The sequence below is a fragment of the Enterobacter sp. A103 genome, from assembly GCF_034427535.1.
GTDB lineage: Bacteria > Pseudomonadota > Gammaproteobacteria > Enterobacterales > Enterobacteriaceae > Enterobacter > Enterobacter asburiae_B.
The window spans coordinates 783,633-797,806 of record NZ_JAXQPQ010000001.1; the positions used below are offsets into that span (position 1 = coordinate 783,633).

A 14,174-nucleotide genomic window follows, 5' to 3' on the forward strand; every position below is an offset into this window, starting at 1 on the left:
GCAGGGAGAGCGTTGTTTAAGACTACGGGGTAAAAAATGGCACTGGTAAAAACAAGTTTGAAACTGTTTGGTGGGGATACGGTAGTGGTGCGTTGCTCAGAACGCTGTCGTATTCATCTGATGAGTTCGAAAGCACAAAAACAGTCCCAGGCGGATATTCTCACCGTACAGGACGATAAGGCCTGGCTTACCGTGCCGTATACCGGCACGTGGGATGTGCTGATTGATAGCCACAGCCAGTCGCTGGAGCATTCCGTCAGCTACGTGGCAGCATAAGTTTAAACGCCCGGCAAGCCGGGCGTATTGTCAGGCAAAACCCGGTCGCAGCGCGCTGTTGAGCGGGTTCCCTTCCAGCAGCGCCTTCACCTTCACCACCAGCTCATTCAGACAATCGTCCTTCATGCCGAGGCGGGTCAGCTCCTGATCGAGGGAGAACAGATACTGCGCGTTGGTGCCCAGAGGCCCGCTCGCGGCGGCAATCAACGGGGCAATCACCTGCGTGCGGGTATCCGCTTCATACAGCGGATGGCGCGGATCCATAATAAACACCAGCGCATTGACGGTGCGTCCGTCGTCCAGTTCCAGCTTGCACCAGCTCGGCATATAGCAGCCGGTGATCATCTCGCGCTTCCAGAGCAGCGTGAGCTCCTCTCCCAGCGTGGCATCCGGCAGGCGATACGCCACGCCCGTGGTGCGCCCGCCCTCTTTCAGTGCAAGCATGCGCCCAGGCTGGCACGCGCTGCCGCGTCCGGCCGTCAGGCGCAGGCAAAATGCGCGATGCCAGCCAGGCAGCGTTCCCGTTGCCGATTCGACAAATTCCAGAGCCGGGTTCCACATCAGGGAGCCGTAGCCAAAAATCCATACCGGGCCATCATCCGGGCGGCAGGCAAGCGTAGCAGCGAGTGACGCCGCACGTTGTTCAGCTGACCAGAGAAGCGATTCCTCAATAGCACCAAATGCCGTCTTACAATCTGCCTTCATTAAGAAATCACGCGTTAACACTTTCCACCTCCGCCACTGCATGCTTCCTTGCGACATCTGTAATTCGCCTTCCCGGCATTTTATGCTGGTCATTTTGCCAGCAGTCGAATAACGATAAGCAATTAGCGGACCAGTTGCAATACAACGGAAGTTCAACCGCCTGAAAAGTCAAAATGAAGGCAGCGAATCATTTCACGGCTATTTCTTTTTATGCCATTTATCATCGTCTCCTTTCTCATATTCATGTTTTACTGCGGCCCAGGCGACTTTGTGGGCCGTCTCTTCACGACTGGCATCATCCCGGCGATCGTCCTTGTCTTTGTACTGATCCCAGGCGCTGTTAAACGCCTCTTTGTAGATATCCTGCGCGTGAGCGGGCAGCACGTTTTGCACGTTATCCGGTAATTCACGTTTCGCTTTATAGGGCATCACTAACCTCTCTTTTGGTTAAAGAGATAAGTGTGGACGACGATACGCCATGGTGCCACCCGGCCATAATTTATGAGTAAATTATATTTTTAATTTATTGTTATTTAATAAGTAATCAACAAAGAATCTGCATTATACCCATCATCAATGAAAATAATGACAAAGGGTAAAATTAAGTAAAAAATAAAGGGTATTTATCAGAGATCTGTTAATTTAATGACCTCAAAAATCTATCTATAATTACAAGCACCTGCATTGATGGAGAAGCACATGACAGCAACACACGAGGCGGTAAAGACCCGCCACAAGGAGACGTCGCTCATTTTCCCGGTTTTGGCACTGGCTGTGCTGCTCTTCTGGGGAAGCAGTCAGTCACTGCCAGTGGTGGTTGGTATCAATATTCTTGCCCTGGTCGGCATCTTAACCAGCGCATTTAGCGTTGTTCGCCATGCGGACGTCCTGGCCCACCGTCTGGGCGAGCCGTACGGATCGTTAATTCTCAGCCTTTCCGTTGTTATTCTCGAAGTCAGCCTGATTTCCGCCCTTATGGCAACCGGCGATGCCGCGCCGACGCTGATGCGCGACACGCTTTACTCGATCATTATGATAGTGACGGGCGGCCTGGTGGGCTTCTCTCTTCTGCTGGGCGGGCGCAAATTTGCGACCCAGTATATGAACCTGTTCGGCATTAAACAGTATTTGATCGCCCTCTTCCCGCTGGCGATTATCGTGCTGGTCTTCCCGATGGCGCTGCCGGGTGCAAACTTTTCCACCGGGCAGGCGCTGCTGGTCGCACTGATTTCCGCCGCCATGTACGGCGTGTTCCTGTTGATTCAGACCAAAACGCACCAGAGCCTGTTTGTGTACGAGCATGAAGATGACGGCGACGATGATGACCCGCACCACGGCAAGCCGTCGGCCCACAGCAGCGCGTGGCATACGGTTTGGCTGATCGTGCATCTGATTGCGGTGATTGCCGTCACCAAGATGAACGCTAACCCGCTGGAGACGCTGTTAACCGAGCTGAACGCGCCGGTGGCGTTTACCGGCTTCCTGGTGGCGCTGCTGATCCTGTCCCCTGAAGGGCTGGGCGCGCTGAAAGCGGTGTTGAATAATCAGGTACAGCGCGCAATGAACCTGTTCTTCGGCTCCGTACTGGCGACGATTTCACTTACCGTACCGGTGGTGACGCTGATTGCCTTTATGACGGGCAACGAGCTGCAGTTTGCGCTGGGCGCGCCGGAGATGATTGTGATGGTCGCCTCGTTGCTGCTGTGCCAGATTTCGTTCTCAACCGGGCGCACCAACGTGCTGAACGGCGCGGCGCATATGGCCTTGTTTATTGCGTATCTGATGACGATATTTGCATAATTTTATCCGGCGCGGGCTGATGCCCTCATCCCAACCCTCTCCCACAGGGAGAGGGAGAACAAAAAACCCGCCGAAGCGGGTTTTTTTATTAGTTGCTGGTATCCAGCTCGTCGAAGCTCTTCACCAGATCGTCAATCGCTTTGATCTGCTTCAGGAACGGCTCCAGCTTGTCCAGCGGCAGCGCTGATGGGCCGTCGCATTTCGCGTTAGCCGGATCCGGGTGCGCTTCAATGAACAGGCCGGCCAGGCCGGTCGCCATACCGGCGCGCGCCAGCTCGGTCACCTGGGCACGACGGCCGCCGGACGCGGCGCCAAACGGGTCGCGGCACTGCAGAGCGTGGGTCACGTCGAAAATCACCGGAGACTGGCCGGAGACATTTTTCATTACGCTGAAGCCCAGCATGTCGACAACCAGGTTGTCGTAACCGAAGTTTGCGCCACGATCACACAGGATGACCTGATCGTTTCCGCCTTCGATAAACTTATCGACGATGTTACCCATCTGGCCAGGGCTGACGAACTGTGGTTTTTTCACGTTAATCACGGCACCGGTTTTCGCCATCGCCGCAACCAGGTCAGTCTGGCGCGCCAGGAACGCCGGAAGCTGAATCACGTCCACCACGTCTGCCACCGGCTGTGCCTGTGAGGCTTCATGCACGTCGGTGATCACTTTCACGCCAAAGGTCTGCTTCAGCTCCTGGAAAATTTTCATTCCCTCTTCCAGGCCCGGGCCACGGTAAGAGTTGATGGAGGAGCGGTTGGCTTTGTCAAAAGAGGCCTTAAACACGTACGGGATGCCCAGCTTCTGGGTCACGGTCACGTAGTGTTCGCAGATACGCATGGCGAGATCGCGGGATTCCAGCACGTTCATGCCGCCAAACAGTACGAACGGCAGGTCGTTTGCTACCTTGATATCACCAATGCTAACCACTTTTTGTTTCATAGGATCGCCTTATTCAGGTGTGAATCGGAATTAAGATTAATGCAGTGTAATTTGTTTGTGCGAGATCGCGTTGATCTGCGCACGAATCATTTCGCTAATGGGATCTTCCGGACACTGTTCAACGAAATAATTCAAATCATTCAGCGCCACGTGCTCACAGTCGAGCTGCGCGTAGATCAGCCCACGATCGCGAATTTCGTACGGGTCTTCCGGGTTGAACTGCAGCAGCACTTCACTGGCGCGCAACGCCAGCTCCATCTGACTCTCTTCCATTAACGCAGACTTCAGCGTATCCAGCAGCTTGCGAATGACCTCGGCGTTATCCGCCTCGTCGAGATCTTCGTTGAAGAGCTCAGCCACCGGGCTGATATTGCCTTTCAGCCACACGTCCAGCGTATGTTCATCCAGCGTGTCGCCGTTGAAGGGATTAATGAGCCACATTTCGCCGTCCAGCCACTCAGCGCGCAGGATCATCTGCGTCGGAAAAATGACCGGGACCAGCGGAATATCCAGACGGTGCGCGACCCACAGCAAAATAGAGCCCAGCGCCACGGCGCTGCCCTGACGATTTTTTAAGACCTGGTCCAGCCATAACGCGTCAGACAGGCGATACACGCCCCGCGTGTCGCAGAAACCCCATTCGCCGTAGAAAAGCTCCAGCAGCTTCTCTAATTGCCAGTCTTGCGGGCGAGCCTGATTAATCTCTTCACGCGCCAGGCTGACCAGATTCTCCAGCTCATCGTAGACAAACTGCGACGTAAAATCGTCGCGAATCATCTCGGAAATCAGGATCATGCCATCGCAAAGCGGCACTTTATTAAATTCGAAATCGGCTAAGGACCTCATGACTTACCCCAGTAACGGTATTCTTGTGGTGGCGAGTTTAATGATGATGTACAGCACCACCAGACCCAGCAGAAAGGCGATAAACCCGACCTGCTGGCTGCGCGGACGACGACGCCCAAGCGCGATAAAACCCAAAACGATGTAGATGATAACGCCAAACAGCTTTTCAGTCAGCCATGCACCTTTATCAGTAAATGGCAGATAGCCGGTCTTCCACATGAGCCCGGCACCGGAAAGGAGCAATAGCGTGTCGATGCAGTGCGGTGCGATACGCACCCAGCGGGCATCCATCAGCGGATTGTTGCTGTAGCGCCACCAGTAACGGACGATGAAAAAGCTGATGGTCAGCGCAACGGAAATGAGGTGGACAGTAATGAGCACGGTAAACAGGCTCATAGCCACTGCCCCAGCGTCAGGCGTTCGTTGCCGCCATAGTCGCGGCAGGTTTCGACAGCGGCGTAGCCAGCTTGCGTAAACAGTGCCCGAACGGCTTCTCCCTGCGTCCAGCCATGCTCCACCAGCAGCCAGCCGCCGGGAAGTAAATGCTTCCGTGACATTGTCACAATGTGTTCGAGATCGGCTAATCCCGCGTTGGCGGCCACGAGCGCCGTCAGCGGTTCGAAGCGCACGTCTCCCTGCGAAAGGTGCGGGTCATGTTCGTCGATGTAGGGAGGATTGCTGACAATCATCGCAAATGAGCGATTCTCCAGCGCGGCAAACCAGCTGCTTTGCAGCACCGTCACGTTGCGAAGCCCGAGACGTTCCACGTTACGCTGCGCCAGCGCCACCGCGTCGGTCATCACATCCACCGCCGTTACCGCGCAGTCGGGGCGCTCGGTGGCCAGCGCTAGCGCGATAGCCCCGGTCCCGGTACCGAGATCGAGAATGCAGCAGGCCGCCGCCGGTAAACGCGCCAGCGCCTGCTCCACCAGACACTCGGTGTCCGGACGCGGGATCAGCGTCGCCGCCGAGACGTACAGCGGTAACGACCAGAACTCACGCTCACCGACAAGGTGCGCCACCGGCTCGCCGGTTTTACGGCGGGCAAGCAGCGCGCCGAGCTGCGCTTCCTGTTCCGCGGTCAGTTCGGTTTCGCCAAAAGCCAGCAGATACGTGCGGGCTTTACCCGTCACATGCTCAAGCAAAATTTCGGCGTCGCGTTTCGGGCTTTCGCTTTCTGAAAGCTCACCGGCCGCCTCACGTAACCAGCGCTGAAAATCCATTATTCCTGCTCGGACAGCGCCGCCAGCTGGTCGGCCTGGTATTCCTGCACGATAGGCTCGATCAGCATATCCAGCTTCCCTTCCATCACCTCGTCCAGACGGTACAGCGTCAGGTTGATGCGGTGATCGGTTACGCGCCCCTGCGGGAAGTTGTAGGTGCGGTTACGGTCGCTGCGATCGCCGCTGCCCAGCAGGTTACGGCGCGTAGACGCTTCCGCCTGCTGGCGTTTCGCCATTTCAGCTGCGTGGATACGCGCGCCCAGCACGGACAACGCTTTGGCTTTGTTTTTGTGCTGCGAACGCTCGTCCTGACATTCAACGACGATGCCGGTCGGCAGGTGGGTAATACGGATAGCGGAATCGGTGGTGTTAACGTGCTGACCGCCCGCGCCAGAGGAGCGGAACGTATCAATACGCAGGTCCGCCGGGTTGATGTCGGGCAGTTCAGCTTCCGGCAGCTCCGGCATCACCGCAACCGTACAGGCGGAGGTGTGAATGCGGCCCTGAGATTCGGTGGCCGGCACGCGCTGCACGCGGTGACCGCCGGATTCAAACTTGAGACGACCGTACACGCCGTCGCCGCTGATCTTGGCGATAACCTCTTTGTAGCCACCATGTTCGCCTTCGTTGGCGCTCATGATCTCCACGCGCCAGCGACGCGATTCGGCGTAGCGGCTGTACATGCGGAACAGATCCCCGGCAAACAGCGCAGCTTCGTCACCGCCGGTACCGGCACGCACTTCCACAAACGCGTTACGCTCGTCGTCCGGATCTTTCGGCAGCAGAAGCACCTGAAGCTGCTGCTCCATCTCTTCAGAACGCGCTTTCGCATCCTGCAACTCTTCCTGCGCCATCTCGCGCATTTCAGGATCGTCGAGCATCATCTGCGCGGTTTCGATATCTTCCTGAACCTGTCGCCAGTCGGTAAAGCATTTAGAAACATCACTTAACTGCGCGTATTCACGCGAAAGCGCGCGAAAACGTTCCTGGTCCGCAATGGTCCCGGCATCCCCGAGCAGCGCCTGTACTTCTTCATGGCGCTCGTGCAGAGCTTCCAGTTTAGCGACGATAGAAGGCTTCATAGGCGTAAGTGCACCTTGTCTTAGAAAATGGGTATAGGGCGCTATTCCAGCCCGAGGCTGTTGCGCAGAATAGTCAGGCGTTCATCATCCCCGTCACGGGCAGCCTGCTGAAGAGATTTGGTTGGTGCATGGATCAGGCGGTTGGTCAGTTTCCACGCCAGATCCTGCATAATCGCATTTGCGTCGCCGCCCTGTTCAAGGGCTGCTAACGCTTTGGCAGTCAGGTCATCACGCACCTGCTCCGCCTGCCCGCGGTACTCGCGGATGGTCTCGCTGACGCTTTGCGCGCGCAGCCAGGCCATAAACTCACTGGTTTCCTGCTCAACGATGGTTTCCGCCTGAACTGCCGCGGCTTTACGCTGGGCAAGGTTGTGCGAAATGATGCTTTGCAGGTCATCCACGCTGTAGAGATAGGCATTAGGCAGCTTTCCCACTTCCGGCTCAACATCGCGCGGGACGGCGATATCCACCAGCAGCATCGGCTGATTACGGCGGGACTTCAGCGCACGCTCCACCATCCCTTTTCCGATAATCGGCAGCGGGCTGGCGGTTGAGCTGATAATAATGTCAGCCTCTTTCAGGCGTTCATCGATGTCGCTCAGGGCAACCACCTCTGCACCCACTTCATCCGCCAGCACCTGCGCGCGTTCGCGGGTGCGGTTAGCGATAATCATCTTTTTCACTTTATGCTCGCGCAGATGGCGCGCCACAAGTTCGATGGTTTCGCCCGCCCCCACCAGCATCACGGTGACGGTAGAAAGGGATTCAAAGATTTGGCGTGCAAGGGTGCAGGCCGCGAAAGCAACAGAAACCGCACTGGCACCAATGTCGGTTTCTGTTCGCACACGCTTCGCCACGGAGAACGACTTCTGGAACATGCGCTCCAGCTCGCTGGCCTTCAGATGCCCTTTTTGCGAATCCGCAAAGGCTTTTTTCACCTGACCCAGAATTTGCGGCTCGCCCAGCACGAGCGAATCCAGCCCGCTGGCGACGCGCATCAGATGGCTGACGGCATCGTTGTCCTGATGCCAGTACAGGCTGTTGCGCAGCTCGTCTTCATTGAGGTTGTGGTAGTCACATAGCCAGCGGATCAGCGCTTCGTGCAGGTTGTCCTGCTCTTCCACGCTTAAATACAGCTCGGTACGGTTGCACGTCGAGAGCACCACGCCACCCTGCACCATAGGCTGTGCAAGCAGGCTGTCCAGCGCCAGGTCAAGCGTATCCGGCGAAAACGTCACGCGTTCTCGCAGCGAAACCGGAGCCGTTTTGTGGTTGATGCCGAGTGCTAATAGGGTCATGTTGAGCGGGAGTAGTACCAGCGTTAATAAGGTTAGCAGAACGCATCATACAGGATGCGCGAGATCAATAAAAGGGACTGCCTCCTTTCGGAGTAATAGGTTACACAACCCTTTGAGATAATTTGAACGTAGACGGTAGCCCCCTTCGACGCTAGCATTAACAGTTATAACTGCAACGTATCTCAAGGATTTGTCCTCATTATGACCCGACTGATTCGCCTGCTGCCGCTGGCAGCACTGGTTCTGACCGCCTGTACCGTCACCCAACCAAAAGGCCCGGGCAAAAGCCCTGATTCACCGCAGTGGCGTCAGCACCAGCAGGACGTCCGTAATTTGAACCAGTACCAGACCCGCGGCGCTTTCGCTTATCTCTCTGACGAACAAAAGGTTTATGCCCGCTTCTTCTGGCAGCAGACGGGGCAGGACAACTACCGCCTTCTGCTGCTGAACCCGCTGGGCAGCACCGAGCTGGAGCTTATCGCCAAACCGGGCGAAGCGCAGATCACCGATAACAAAGGCCAGCACTATACCGCGACCGATGCCGAAGAGATGATTGGCAAGCTGACCGGGATGCCTATCCCGCTCAACAGCCTGCGCCAGTGGATCCTTGGCCTGCCGGGTGAGGCAACTGACTACACCCTTGACGACCAGTACCGTCTGAGCCAGGTGAACTACACCCAGAACGGCAAAACCTGGAAAGTGGTGTACAGCGCCTATGACAGCAAGAGTAAACCGTCGCTGCCATCAAACATGGAGCTGACCCAAGGCAGCCAGCGTATCAAGCTGAAAATGGACAACTGGATCGTTAAATGATGACCCACTGGCCCTCTCCGGCAAAGCTGAACCTGTTTTTATACATCACCGGCCAGCGTGCTGACGGTTATCACACCCTGCAGACGCTGTTTCAGTTTATTGACTATTGCGACACGATCTCTATTGAACTGCGCCAGGACGGGCAGATTTGCCTGCTAACGCCTGTCGAAGGCGTGGCGCATGAGGACAACCTGATCGTGCGCGCCGCGCGTCTGCTGATGAAAGCCGCGGCGGAATCGGGCCGTCTGCCCGCGGGAAGCGGTGCGGATATCCGTATCGAGAAACGCCTGCCGATGGGCGGCGGTCTGGGCGGCGGCTCATCCAACGCCGCCACCGTGCTGGTTGCGCTGAACCACCTCTGGGGCTGCGGGCTGTCGAAGGACGAACTGGCAGCCCTGGGCCTGACGCTGGGGGCGGATGTCCCGGTGTTTGTGCGCGGTCATGCGGCCTTTGCTGAAGGCGTGGGTGAGATCCTCTCCCCGGCTGAACCGCCGGAGAAGTGGTATCTGGTTGCCCATCCTGGCGTGAGCATTCCGACGCCGGTTATCTTTAAAGATCCTGACCTGAAAAGGAATACCCCGGTTCGGTCAATAGAAACGTTATTAAATTGTGAATTCAGCAACGATTGCGAGGATATCGCAAGAAAACGTTTTCGCGAGGTTGATGCGGTGCTTTCCTGGCTGTTAGAATACGCGCCGTCGCGCCTGACTGGTACAGGAGCCTGTGTCTTTGCTGAATTTGACACCGAATCCGCCGCTCGTCAGGTGCTTGAGCAAGCGCCGGTTTGGCTGCATGGTTTTGTAGCACGCGGGATGAACACCTCCCCCCTACAGCAGACCATTCTGGCGCAGACTGAGTTTCGGTGACAACGTCACCCTGTTCCAGACGTTGCATCGCGCTCTTTAATACACCGCCTGGATAGCCTTCGCCTGGCCCGCACAGTTTGCGGCGAACGCTATCCACCACTGGACGCATGCCTGAGGTTCTTCTCGTGCCTGATATGAAGCTTTTTGCTGGTAACGCCACCCCGGAACTAGCACAACGTATTGCCAACCGCCTGTACACTTCCCTCGGCGACGCCGCCGTAGGTCGCTTTAGCGACGGCGAAGTCAGCGTACAAATTAACGAAAATGTACGCGGTGGTGATATTTTCATCATCCAGTCCACCTGTGCTCCAACAAACGACAACCTGATGGAATTGGTTGTTATGGTCGACGCCCTGCGTCGCGCTTCAGCAGGCCGTATCACTGCTGTAATCCCTTACTTCGGCTATGCCCGTCAGGACCGTCGCGTCCGTTCCGCACGTGTGCCAATCACCGCTAAAGTTGTCGCTGACTTCCTGTCCAGCGTCGGCGTTGACCGCGTACTGACCGTTGACCTGCACGCAGAGCAGATCCAGGGCTTCTTCGACGTCCCGGTTGATAACGTATTCGGCAGCCCAATCCTGCTGGAAGACATGCTGCAGCTGAACCTGGATAACCCAATCGTGGTTTCTCCGGACATCGGCGGCGTGGTACGTGCCCGTGCTATCGCTAAGCTGCTGAACGATACCGACATGGCGATCATCGACAAACGCCGTCCGCGCGCTAACGTTTCTCAGGTGATGCACATCATCGGTGACGTTGCTGGCCGTGACTGCGTGCTGGTTGACGACATGATCGATACCGGCGGCACGCTGTGTAAAGCAGCTGAAGCGCTGAAAGAGCGTGGTGCCAAGCGCGTATTCGCTTACGCGACTCACCCGATCTTCTCCGGTAACGCGGTAAACAACCTGCGCAACTCCGTCATTGACGAAGTGGTGGTATGCGATACCATCCCACTGAGCGACGAGATCAAAGCACTGCCAAACGTGCGCACGTTGACCCTGTCCGGGATGCTGGCCGAAGCGATTCGTCGTATCAGCAACGAAGAATCCATCTCAGCAATGTTCGAACACTAATCGAACACGGCCGAAAAACCCGCTGCGGCGGGTTTTTTTGTCTCCGGGTTTTATTTGTATGATTAATGCCTCCTTCACCTGCCATTCATATGACAGATGATGCGCATACGGATGATAGATAATTGTGAAAAACGTAGCCTCCTCACATGTTCTGCCCTTTCGCGCCCTCATCGACGCCTGCTGGAAAGAGAAGTACACCTCGTCACGCTTTGTTCGTGACCTGATTGCCGGGATCACCGTCGGCATTATCGCCATCCCACTGGCGATGGCGCTGGCGATTGGCAGCGGCGTTGCGCCGCAGTACGGTCTGTACACCTCGGCCGTTGCCGGGATAGTCATTGCCCTGACGGGCGGCTCGCGCTTCAGCGTCTCCGGCCCGACCGCCGCCTTCGTGGTGATCCTCTACCCGGTTTCACAGCAGTTTGGTCTGGCAGGCCTGCTGGTCGCCACCCTGATGTCCGGCGTCTTTTTGATTCTGTTTGGTCTGGCCCGCTTTGGGCGGCTGATCGAGTACATCCCCCTTTCCGTGACGCTGGGATTCACATCGGGGATTGGTATTACCATCGGAACCATGCAGATCAAAGATTTCCTCGGCCTGCAGATGCCCCACGTACCAGAGCACTATCTGCAAAAAGTGGGGGCGCTGTTTATGGCGCTGCCGACGGCCAATCTGGGCGACGCCGCCATCGGGATTGTGACGCTGGGCACGCTGATCGTCTGGCCTCGCCTCGGTATTCGTCTGCCGGGCCATCTGCCCGCTCTGCTGCTGGGCTGCGCGGTAATGGCCATCGTCAATATGTCCGGTGGTCACGTCGCGACTATCGGCTCGCAGTTCCACTATGTTCTGGCGGACGGTTCACAGGGTAGCGGCATTCCGCAACTGCTACCGCAGCTGGTGCTGCCGTGGGACATGCCCGGCTCCAGCTTTACCCTAAGCTGGGATTCCCTGCGCGCCCTGCTTCCCGCCGCGTTCTCTATGGCAATGCTGGGGGCAATTGAATCCCTGCTCTGCGCCGTCGTTCTGGACGGCATGACCGGCACTAAGCACAAAGCCAACAGCGAACTGGTCGGTCAGGGATTAGGCAACCTCGTCGCGCCGTTCTTCGGCGGTATTACCGCAACGGCAGCCATCGCCCGTTCTGCGGCCAACGTGCGCGCGGGTGCAACCTCACCGGTTTCGGCGGTTATCCACTCCGTGCTGGTGATCCTCGCCCTGCTGATCCTCGCCCCGCTGCTCTCCTGGCTACCGCTTTCCGCCATGGCCGCCCTGCTGCTGATGGTGGCCTGGAACATGAGCGAGGCGCACAAGGTGGTGAACCTGCTTCGTCGCGCGCCGAAAGACGACATCATCGTGATGCTGATATGCATGTCGCTGACCGTGCTGTTCGATATGGTTATCGCCATCAGCGTCGGGATCGTGCTGGCTTCCCTGCTGTTTATGCGCCGCATCGCGCAGATGACGCGCCTTTCTCCGGTTAACGTCGAGGTGCCTGACGATGTGCTGGTGCTGCGCGTGATTGGCCCGCTGTTCTTCGCCGCGGCGGAAGGTCTGTTCAGCGATCTGGAGTCCCGCATCGCGGGCAAACGGGTTGTGGTGCTGAAATGGGATGCCGTACCGGTGCTGGATGCAGGCGGCCTGGATGCCTTCCAGCGCTTTGTGAAACGTCTGCCGGAAGGCTGCGAGCTGCGGGTGAGTAACCTGGAGTTTCAGCCGCTGCGCACCATGGCGCGCGCGGGCGTACAGCCGATCCCTGGCCGACTCTCCTTCTACCCTAACCGTGAAGCCGCGTTAGCGGATCTGTGAGTTACCTGATGCAGAGAAACGTCTCTGCATCATCACCCCGATCGCCTGCTGGAGCCATGCAAGCACGGCAGGCGTCATCCAGGTTCCTTTCATCAGGTGCGGCTCCTGCTGCATGGCAGTACGAAACTTTTGCTGAGTTTCCGGGTTCTTGCCCGCGTAAGACTGGAACAATGCCAGCCAGTTTTCAGCCAGCTTTTGCGCCTCCTCACAGGCAGGATCGATATTTTCCCGCTGCGCCTGATGCAGTTTCGCCACCAGCGGCGGCCACTCCATCATGCGGTCAAAGTAGTGTGCCCGGGTAAAGGCCATCTCTTCGGCAGTGAGATACTTCTCCCATATGCAGAGCTTAGACTCAGCAAACGCGCGCGTGATGTAATCCGTCATCTCCGGCGTGATGCCGGTCTGCGCCTGCATCTGCGGTTCAACGCTGTGCATCTCGTTCAGCCGGGTGAGAAACTCCGGCTTGCCCGCCGTGTCCTGCTCAAGGCGCTCCATCCAGCGCGTCGCCAGATCCATCGCCCGGGCGTCAGTAGCGGGTATATGGTGCTCCAGCAGCGTGTTGGCCTCTGCAACCAGCCCTGACCAGATAGCCGCCAGCGCATCCTTCTGCACCGCAAACGGCAGCTGCTGTAACTCTTCTTTGCTAAACCAGCGATCGTACATATTCATTAACTCCAGAGTCTGTAGCCAGGATTCCAGATCCGGCGTCGCATCGTCGAGAAGCCCGGTTCGCAGCTCCACCAGCCGGTCGCGCAGCGTATGTATGCTGCGCAGCTGTTTATCCAGCAGCGTGATTTGCGCATCGAGTAACTCGGTTAACGACAGCGACTCCTGTTCCAGGAAATCCCTGATTTCAGCAAGTTCCAGCCCCGCTTTTGCCAGCGCCTGGATCATATGCAGACGCTGGACATCCGCCAGGTTGTAAAGCCGGTAACCTGCCGCGCTTCTGGCAGAAGGCAGCAACAACCCTGTTTGCTCATAGTGGTGCAATGTCCGCACGGTGATCCCGGCGCGTTTCGCCAGTTCACCCACCTGAATCAACATAACTGCTCCTTTTTCTTTGCCAGTGGCGCCACTCTGGAGCCTTACGTTACGGGAGGGTCAACCCTTGACGCAAAAAAAAACGACTCCCGCGGGAGCCGTTTCGGCGTTCTTTATCGTAGCACTAGCTGTGCTTATGCTGATCGCGACGACAGCGTTTGTCGTAGTGGCGCACCCACCAGTATTTATCGCAGACTTCCTCATGGCCGCTCACGCGCGCCCCTGCAAGCCACAATACCGCACCAACGAAGATGCTCAATATCGCGCCGTGCGCGAAGTATTGCGGGAGGTCAATCTGAGGTAACTGGTTTAAAATGGAATAACCCACGCCGGCTACCATCACGAACAGCCCCAATCCCATCAGTACGTTACCGAGTAACGAAGCGTTTTTGCGTTTCATGTGT

16 protein-coding genes are annotated in these 14,174 nt (G+C 57.0%); 6 read left to right on the forward strand and 10 right to left on the reverse strand.

Annotated elements, in window-relative coordinates; translation table 11 throughout:
• The first annotated feature begins 36 nt into the window (after positions 1-36).
• Positions 37-276 carry a DUF1883 domain-containing protein gene (locus SPH27_RS03795; protein ID WP_010432930.1) on the forward strand — a complete coding sequence of 80 codons (240 nt, stop codon included), beginning with the start codon at positions 37-39 and terminating at the stop codon, positions 274-276.
• 30 nt (positions 277-306) lie between these two features.
• Here the strand turns inward: SPH27_RS03795 and SPH27_RS03800 are convergent, their stop codons facing one another.
• Positions 307-1,002: a gamma-glutamylcyclotransferase gene (locus SPH27_RS03800; protein WP_039263587.1), complete on the reverse strand. Its 696-nt coding sequence runs from the start codon at positions 1,000-1,002 to the stop codon at positions 307-309.
• Positions 1,003-1,179: 177 nt separating this feature from the next.
• Positions 1,180-1,410: a putative cation transport regulator ChaB gene (chaB, locus tag SPH27_RS03805; protein ID WP_023312121.1), complete on the reverse strand. Its 231-nt coding sequence runs from the start codon at positions 1,408-1,410 to the stop codon at positions 1,180-1,182.
• Between the two features lie 270 nt (positions 1,411-1,680).
• Between chaB and chaA the strand changes: the two genes are divergently transcribed.
• Positions 1,681-2,781, forward strand: a complete 1,101-nt coding sequence (chaA, locus tag SPH27_RS03810; protein ID WP_023312122.1) for a sodium-potassium/proton antiporter ChaA — start codon at positions 1,681-1,683, stop codon at positions 2,779-2,781.
• A gap of 88 nt (positions 2,782-2,869) precedes the next feature.
• Here the strand turns inward: chaA and kdsA are convergent, their stop codons facing one another.
• Genes kdsA through hemA form a run of 6 tightly spaced genes read right to left on the reverse strand, consistent with a single transcriptional unit; the run spans position 2,870 to position 8,173 of the window.
• Positions 2,870-3,724, reverse strand: coding sequence for a 3-deoxy-8-phosphooctulonate synthase (kdsA, locus tag SPH27_RS03815; protein ID WP_023335996.1), 855 nt, complete (start codon positions 3,722-3,724; stop codon positions 2,870-2,872).
• Between the two features lie 36 nt (positions 3,725-3,760).
• On the reverse strand, positions 3,761-4,570 hold the full coding sequence (gene sirB1, locus SPH27_RS03820) for an invasion regulator SirB1 (RefSeq protein WP_182072506.1): 810 nt from the start codon (positions 4,568-4,570) through the stop codon (positions 3,761-3,763).
• A 3-nt stretch (positions 4,571-4,573) separates the two neighbouring features.
• Positions 4,574-4,966, reverse strand: coding sequence for an invasion regulator SirB2 (gene sirB2 / locus SPH27_RS03825; protein WP_032656670.1), 393 nt, complete (start codon positions 4,964-4,966; stop codon positions 4,574-4,576).
• Positions 4,963-5,793: a peptide chain release factor N(5)-glutamine methyltransferase gene (gene prmC / locus SPH27_RS03830; protein WP_182072504.1), complete on the reverse strand. Its 831-nt coding sequence runs from the start codon at positions 5,791-5,793 to the stop codon at positions 4,963-4,965. The genes sirB2 and prmC overlap by 4 nt, the downstream gene beginning before the upstream one ends.
• On the reverse strand, positions 5,793-6,875 hold the full coding sequence (prfA, locus tag SPH27_RS03835; RefSeq protein ID WP_021240360.1) for a peptide chain release factor 1: 1,083 nt from the start codon (positions 6,873-6,875) through the stop codon (positions 5,793-5,795). Before prfA ends, prmC begins: the two co-directional genes overlap by 1 nt.
• A 41-nt stretch (positions 6,876-6,916) precedes the next feature.
• Complete coding sequence (gene hemA / locus SPH27_RS03840; RefSeq protein ID WP_023335999.1) at positions 6,917-8,173, reverse strand: glutamyl-tRNA reductase; 1,257 nt, start codon at positions 8,171-8,173, stop codon at positions 6,917-6,919.
• A 201-nt stretch (positions 8,174-8,374) separates the two neighbouring features.
• Here hemA and lolB point away from each other — a divergent pair, with 201 nt between their 5' ends.
• From lolB to dauA, 4 genes are all read left to right on the forward strand, one after another.
• Complete coding sequence (lolB, locus tag SPH27_RS03845) at positions 8,375-8,986, forward strand: lipoprotein insertase outer membrane protein LolB (protein WP_023312128.1); 612 nt, start codon at positions 8,375-8,377, stop codon at positions 8,984-8,986.
• Positions 8,983-9,852 (forward strand): 4-(cytidine 5'-diphospho)-2-C-methyl-D-erythritol kinase, encoded by an 870-nt coding sequence (ispE, locus tag SPH27_RS03850; protein WP_182072502.1) that lies wholly within the window; start codon positions 8,983-8,985, stop codon positions 9,850-9,852. The genes lolB and ispE overlap by 4 nt, the downstream gene beginning before the upstream one ends.
• A gap of 125 nt (positions 9,853-9,977) precedes the next feature.
• On the forward strand, positions 9,978-10,925 hold the full coding sequence (gene prs / locus SPH27_RS03855; RefSeq protein ID WP_003856663.1) for a ribose-phosphate diphosphokinase: 948 nt from the start codon (positions 9,978-9,980) through the stop codon (positions 10,923-10,925).
• A 124-nt stretch (positions 10,926-11,049) separates the two neighbouring features.
• Positions 11,050-12,729: a C4-dicarboxylic acid transporter DauA gene (gene dauA, locus SPH27_RS03860; RefSeq protein ID WP_182072500.1), complete on the forward strand. Its 1,680-nt coding sequence runs from the start codon at positions 11,050-11,052 to the stop codon at positions 12,727-12,729.
• Here dauA and SPH27_RS03865 read toward each other — a convergent pair.
• Together SPH27_RS03865 and ychH are read right to left on the reverse strand one after the other, a co-directional pair.
• Entirely contained in the window at positions 12,715-13,773 is a 1,059-nt protein-coding gene (locus SPH27_RS03865; protein WP_182072498.1) for a MerR family transcriptional regulator, read from the reverse strand. The two genes, dauA and SPH27_RS03865, sit on opposite strands and share 15 nt — an antisense overlap.
• A gap of 121 nt (positions 13,774-13,894) precedes the next feature.
• Positions 13,895-14,170 (reverse strand): stress-induced protein YchH, encoded by a 276-nt coding sequence (ychH, locus tag SPH27_RS03870; RefSeq protein ID WP_023312132.1) that lies wholly within the window; start codon positions 14,168-14,170, stop codon positions 13,895-13,897.
• Positions 14,171-14,174 lie beyond the last annotated feature (4 nt).

Bases quoted from the DNA above. Each gene is read 5' to 3' on its own strand.
- prmC (WP_182072504.1), bottom strand. From the start codon at position 5,793: ATGGATTTTCAGCGCTGGTTACGTGAGGCGGCCGGTGAGCTTTCAGAA.
- ychH (WP_023312132.1), bottom strand. From the start codon at position 14,170: ATGAAACGCAAAAACGCTTCGTTACTCGGTAACGTACTGATGGGATTG.
- chaA (WP_023312122.1), top strand. From the start codon at position 1,681: ATGACAGCAACACACGAGGCGGTAAAGACCCGCCACAAGGAGACGTCG.
- prfA (WP_021240360.1), bottom strand. From the start codon at position 6,875: ATGAAGCCTTCTATCGTCGCTAAACTGGAAGCTCTGCACGAGCGCCAT.
- sirB2 (WP_032656670.1), bottom strand. From the start codon at position 4,966: ATGAGCCTGTTTACCGTGCTCATTACTGTCCACCTCATTTCCGTTGCG.
- chaB (WP_023312121.1), bottom strand. From the start codon at position 1,410: ATGCCCTATAAAGCGAAACGTGAATTACCGGATAACGTGCAAAACGTG.
- lolB (WP_023312128.1), top strand. From the start codon at position 8,375: ATGACCCGACTGATTCGCCTGCTGCCGCTGGCAGCACTGGTTCTGACC.
- SPH27_RS03865 (WP_182072498.1), bottom strand. From the start codon at position 13,773: ATGTTGATTCAGGTGGGTGAACTGGCGAAACGCGCCGGGATCACCGTG.
- hemA (WP_023335999.1), bottom strand. From the start codon at position 8,173: ATGACCCTATTAGCACTCGGCATCAACCACAAAACGGCTCCGGTTTCG.
- kdsA (WP_023335996.1), bottom strand. From the start codon at position 3,724: ATGAAACAAAAAGTGGTTAGCATTGGTGATATCAAGGTAGCAAACGAC.
- ispE (WP_182072502.1), top strand. From the start codon at position 8,983: ATGATGACCCACTGGCCCTCTCCGGCAAAGCTGAACCTGTTTTTATAC.
- SPH27_RS03795 (WP_010432930.1), top strand. From the start codon at position 37: ATGGCACTGGTAAAAACAAGTTTGAAACTGTTTGGTGGGGATACGGTA.
- sirB1 (WP_182072506.1), bottom strand. From the start codon at position 4,570: ATGAGGTCCTTAGCCGATTTCGAATTTAATAAAGTGCCGCTTTGCGAT.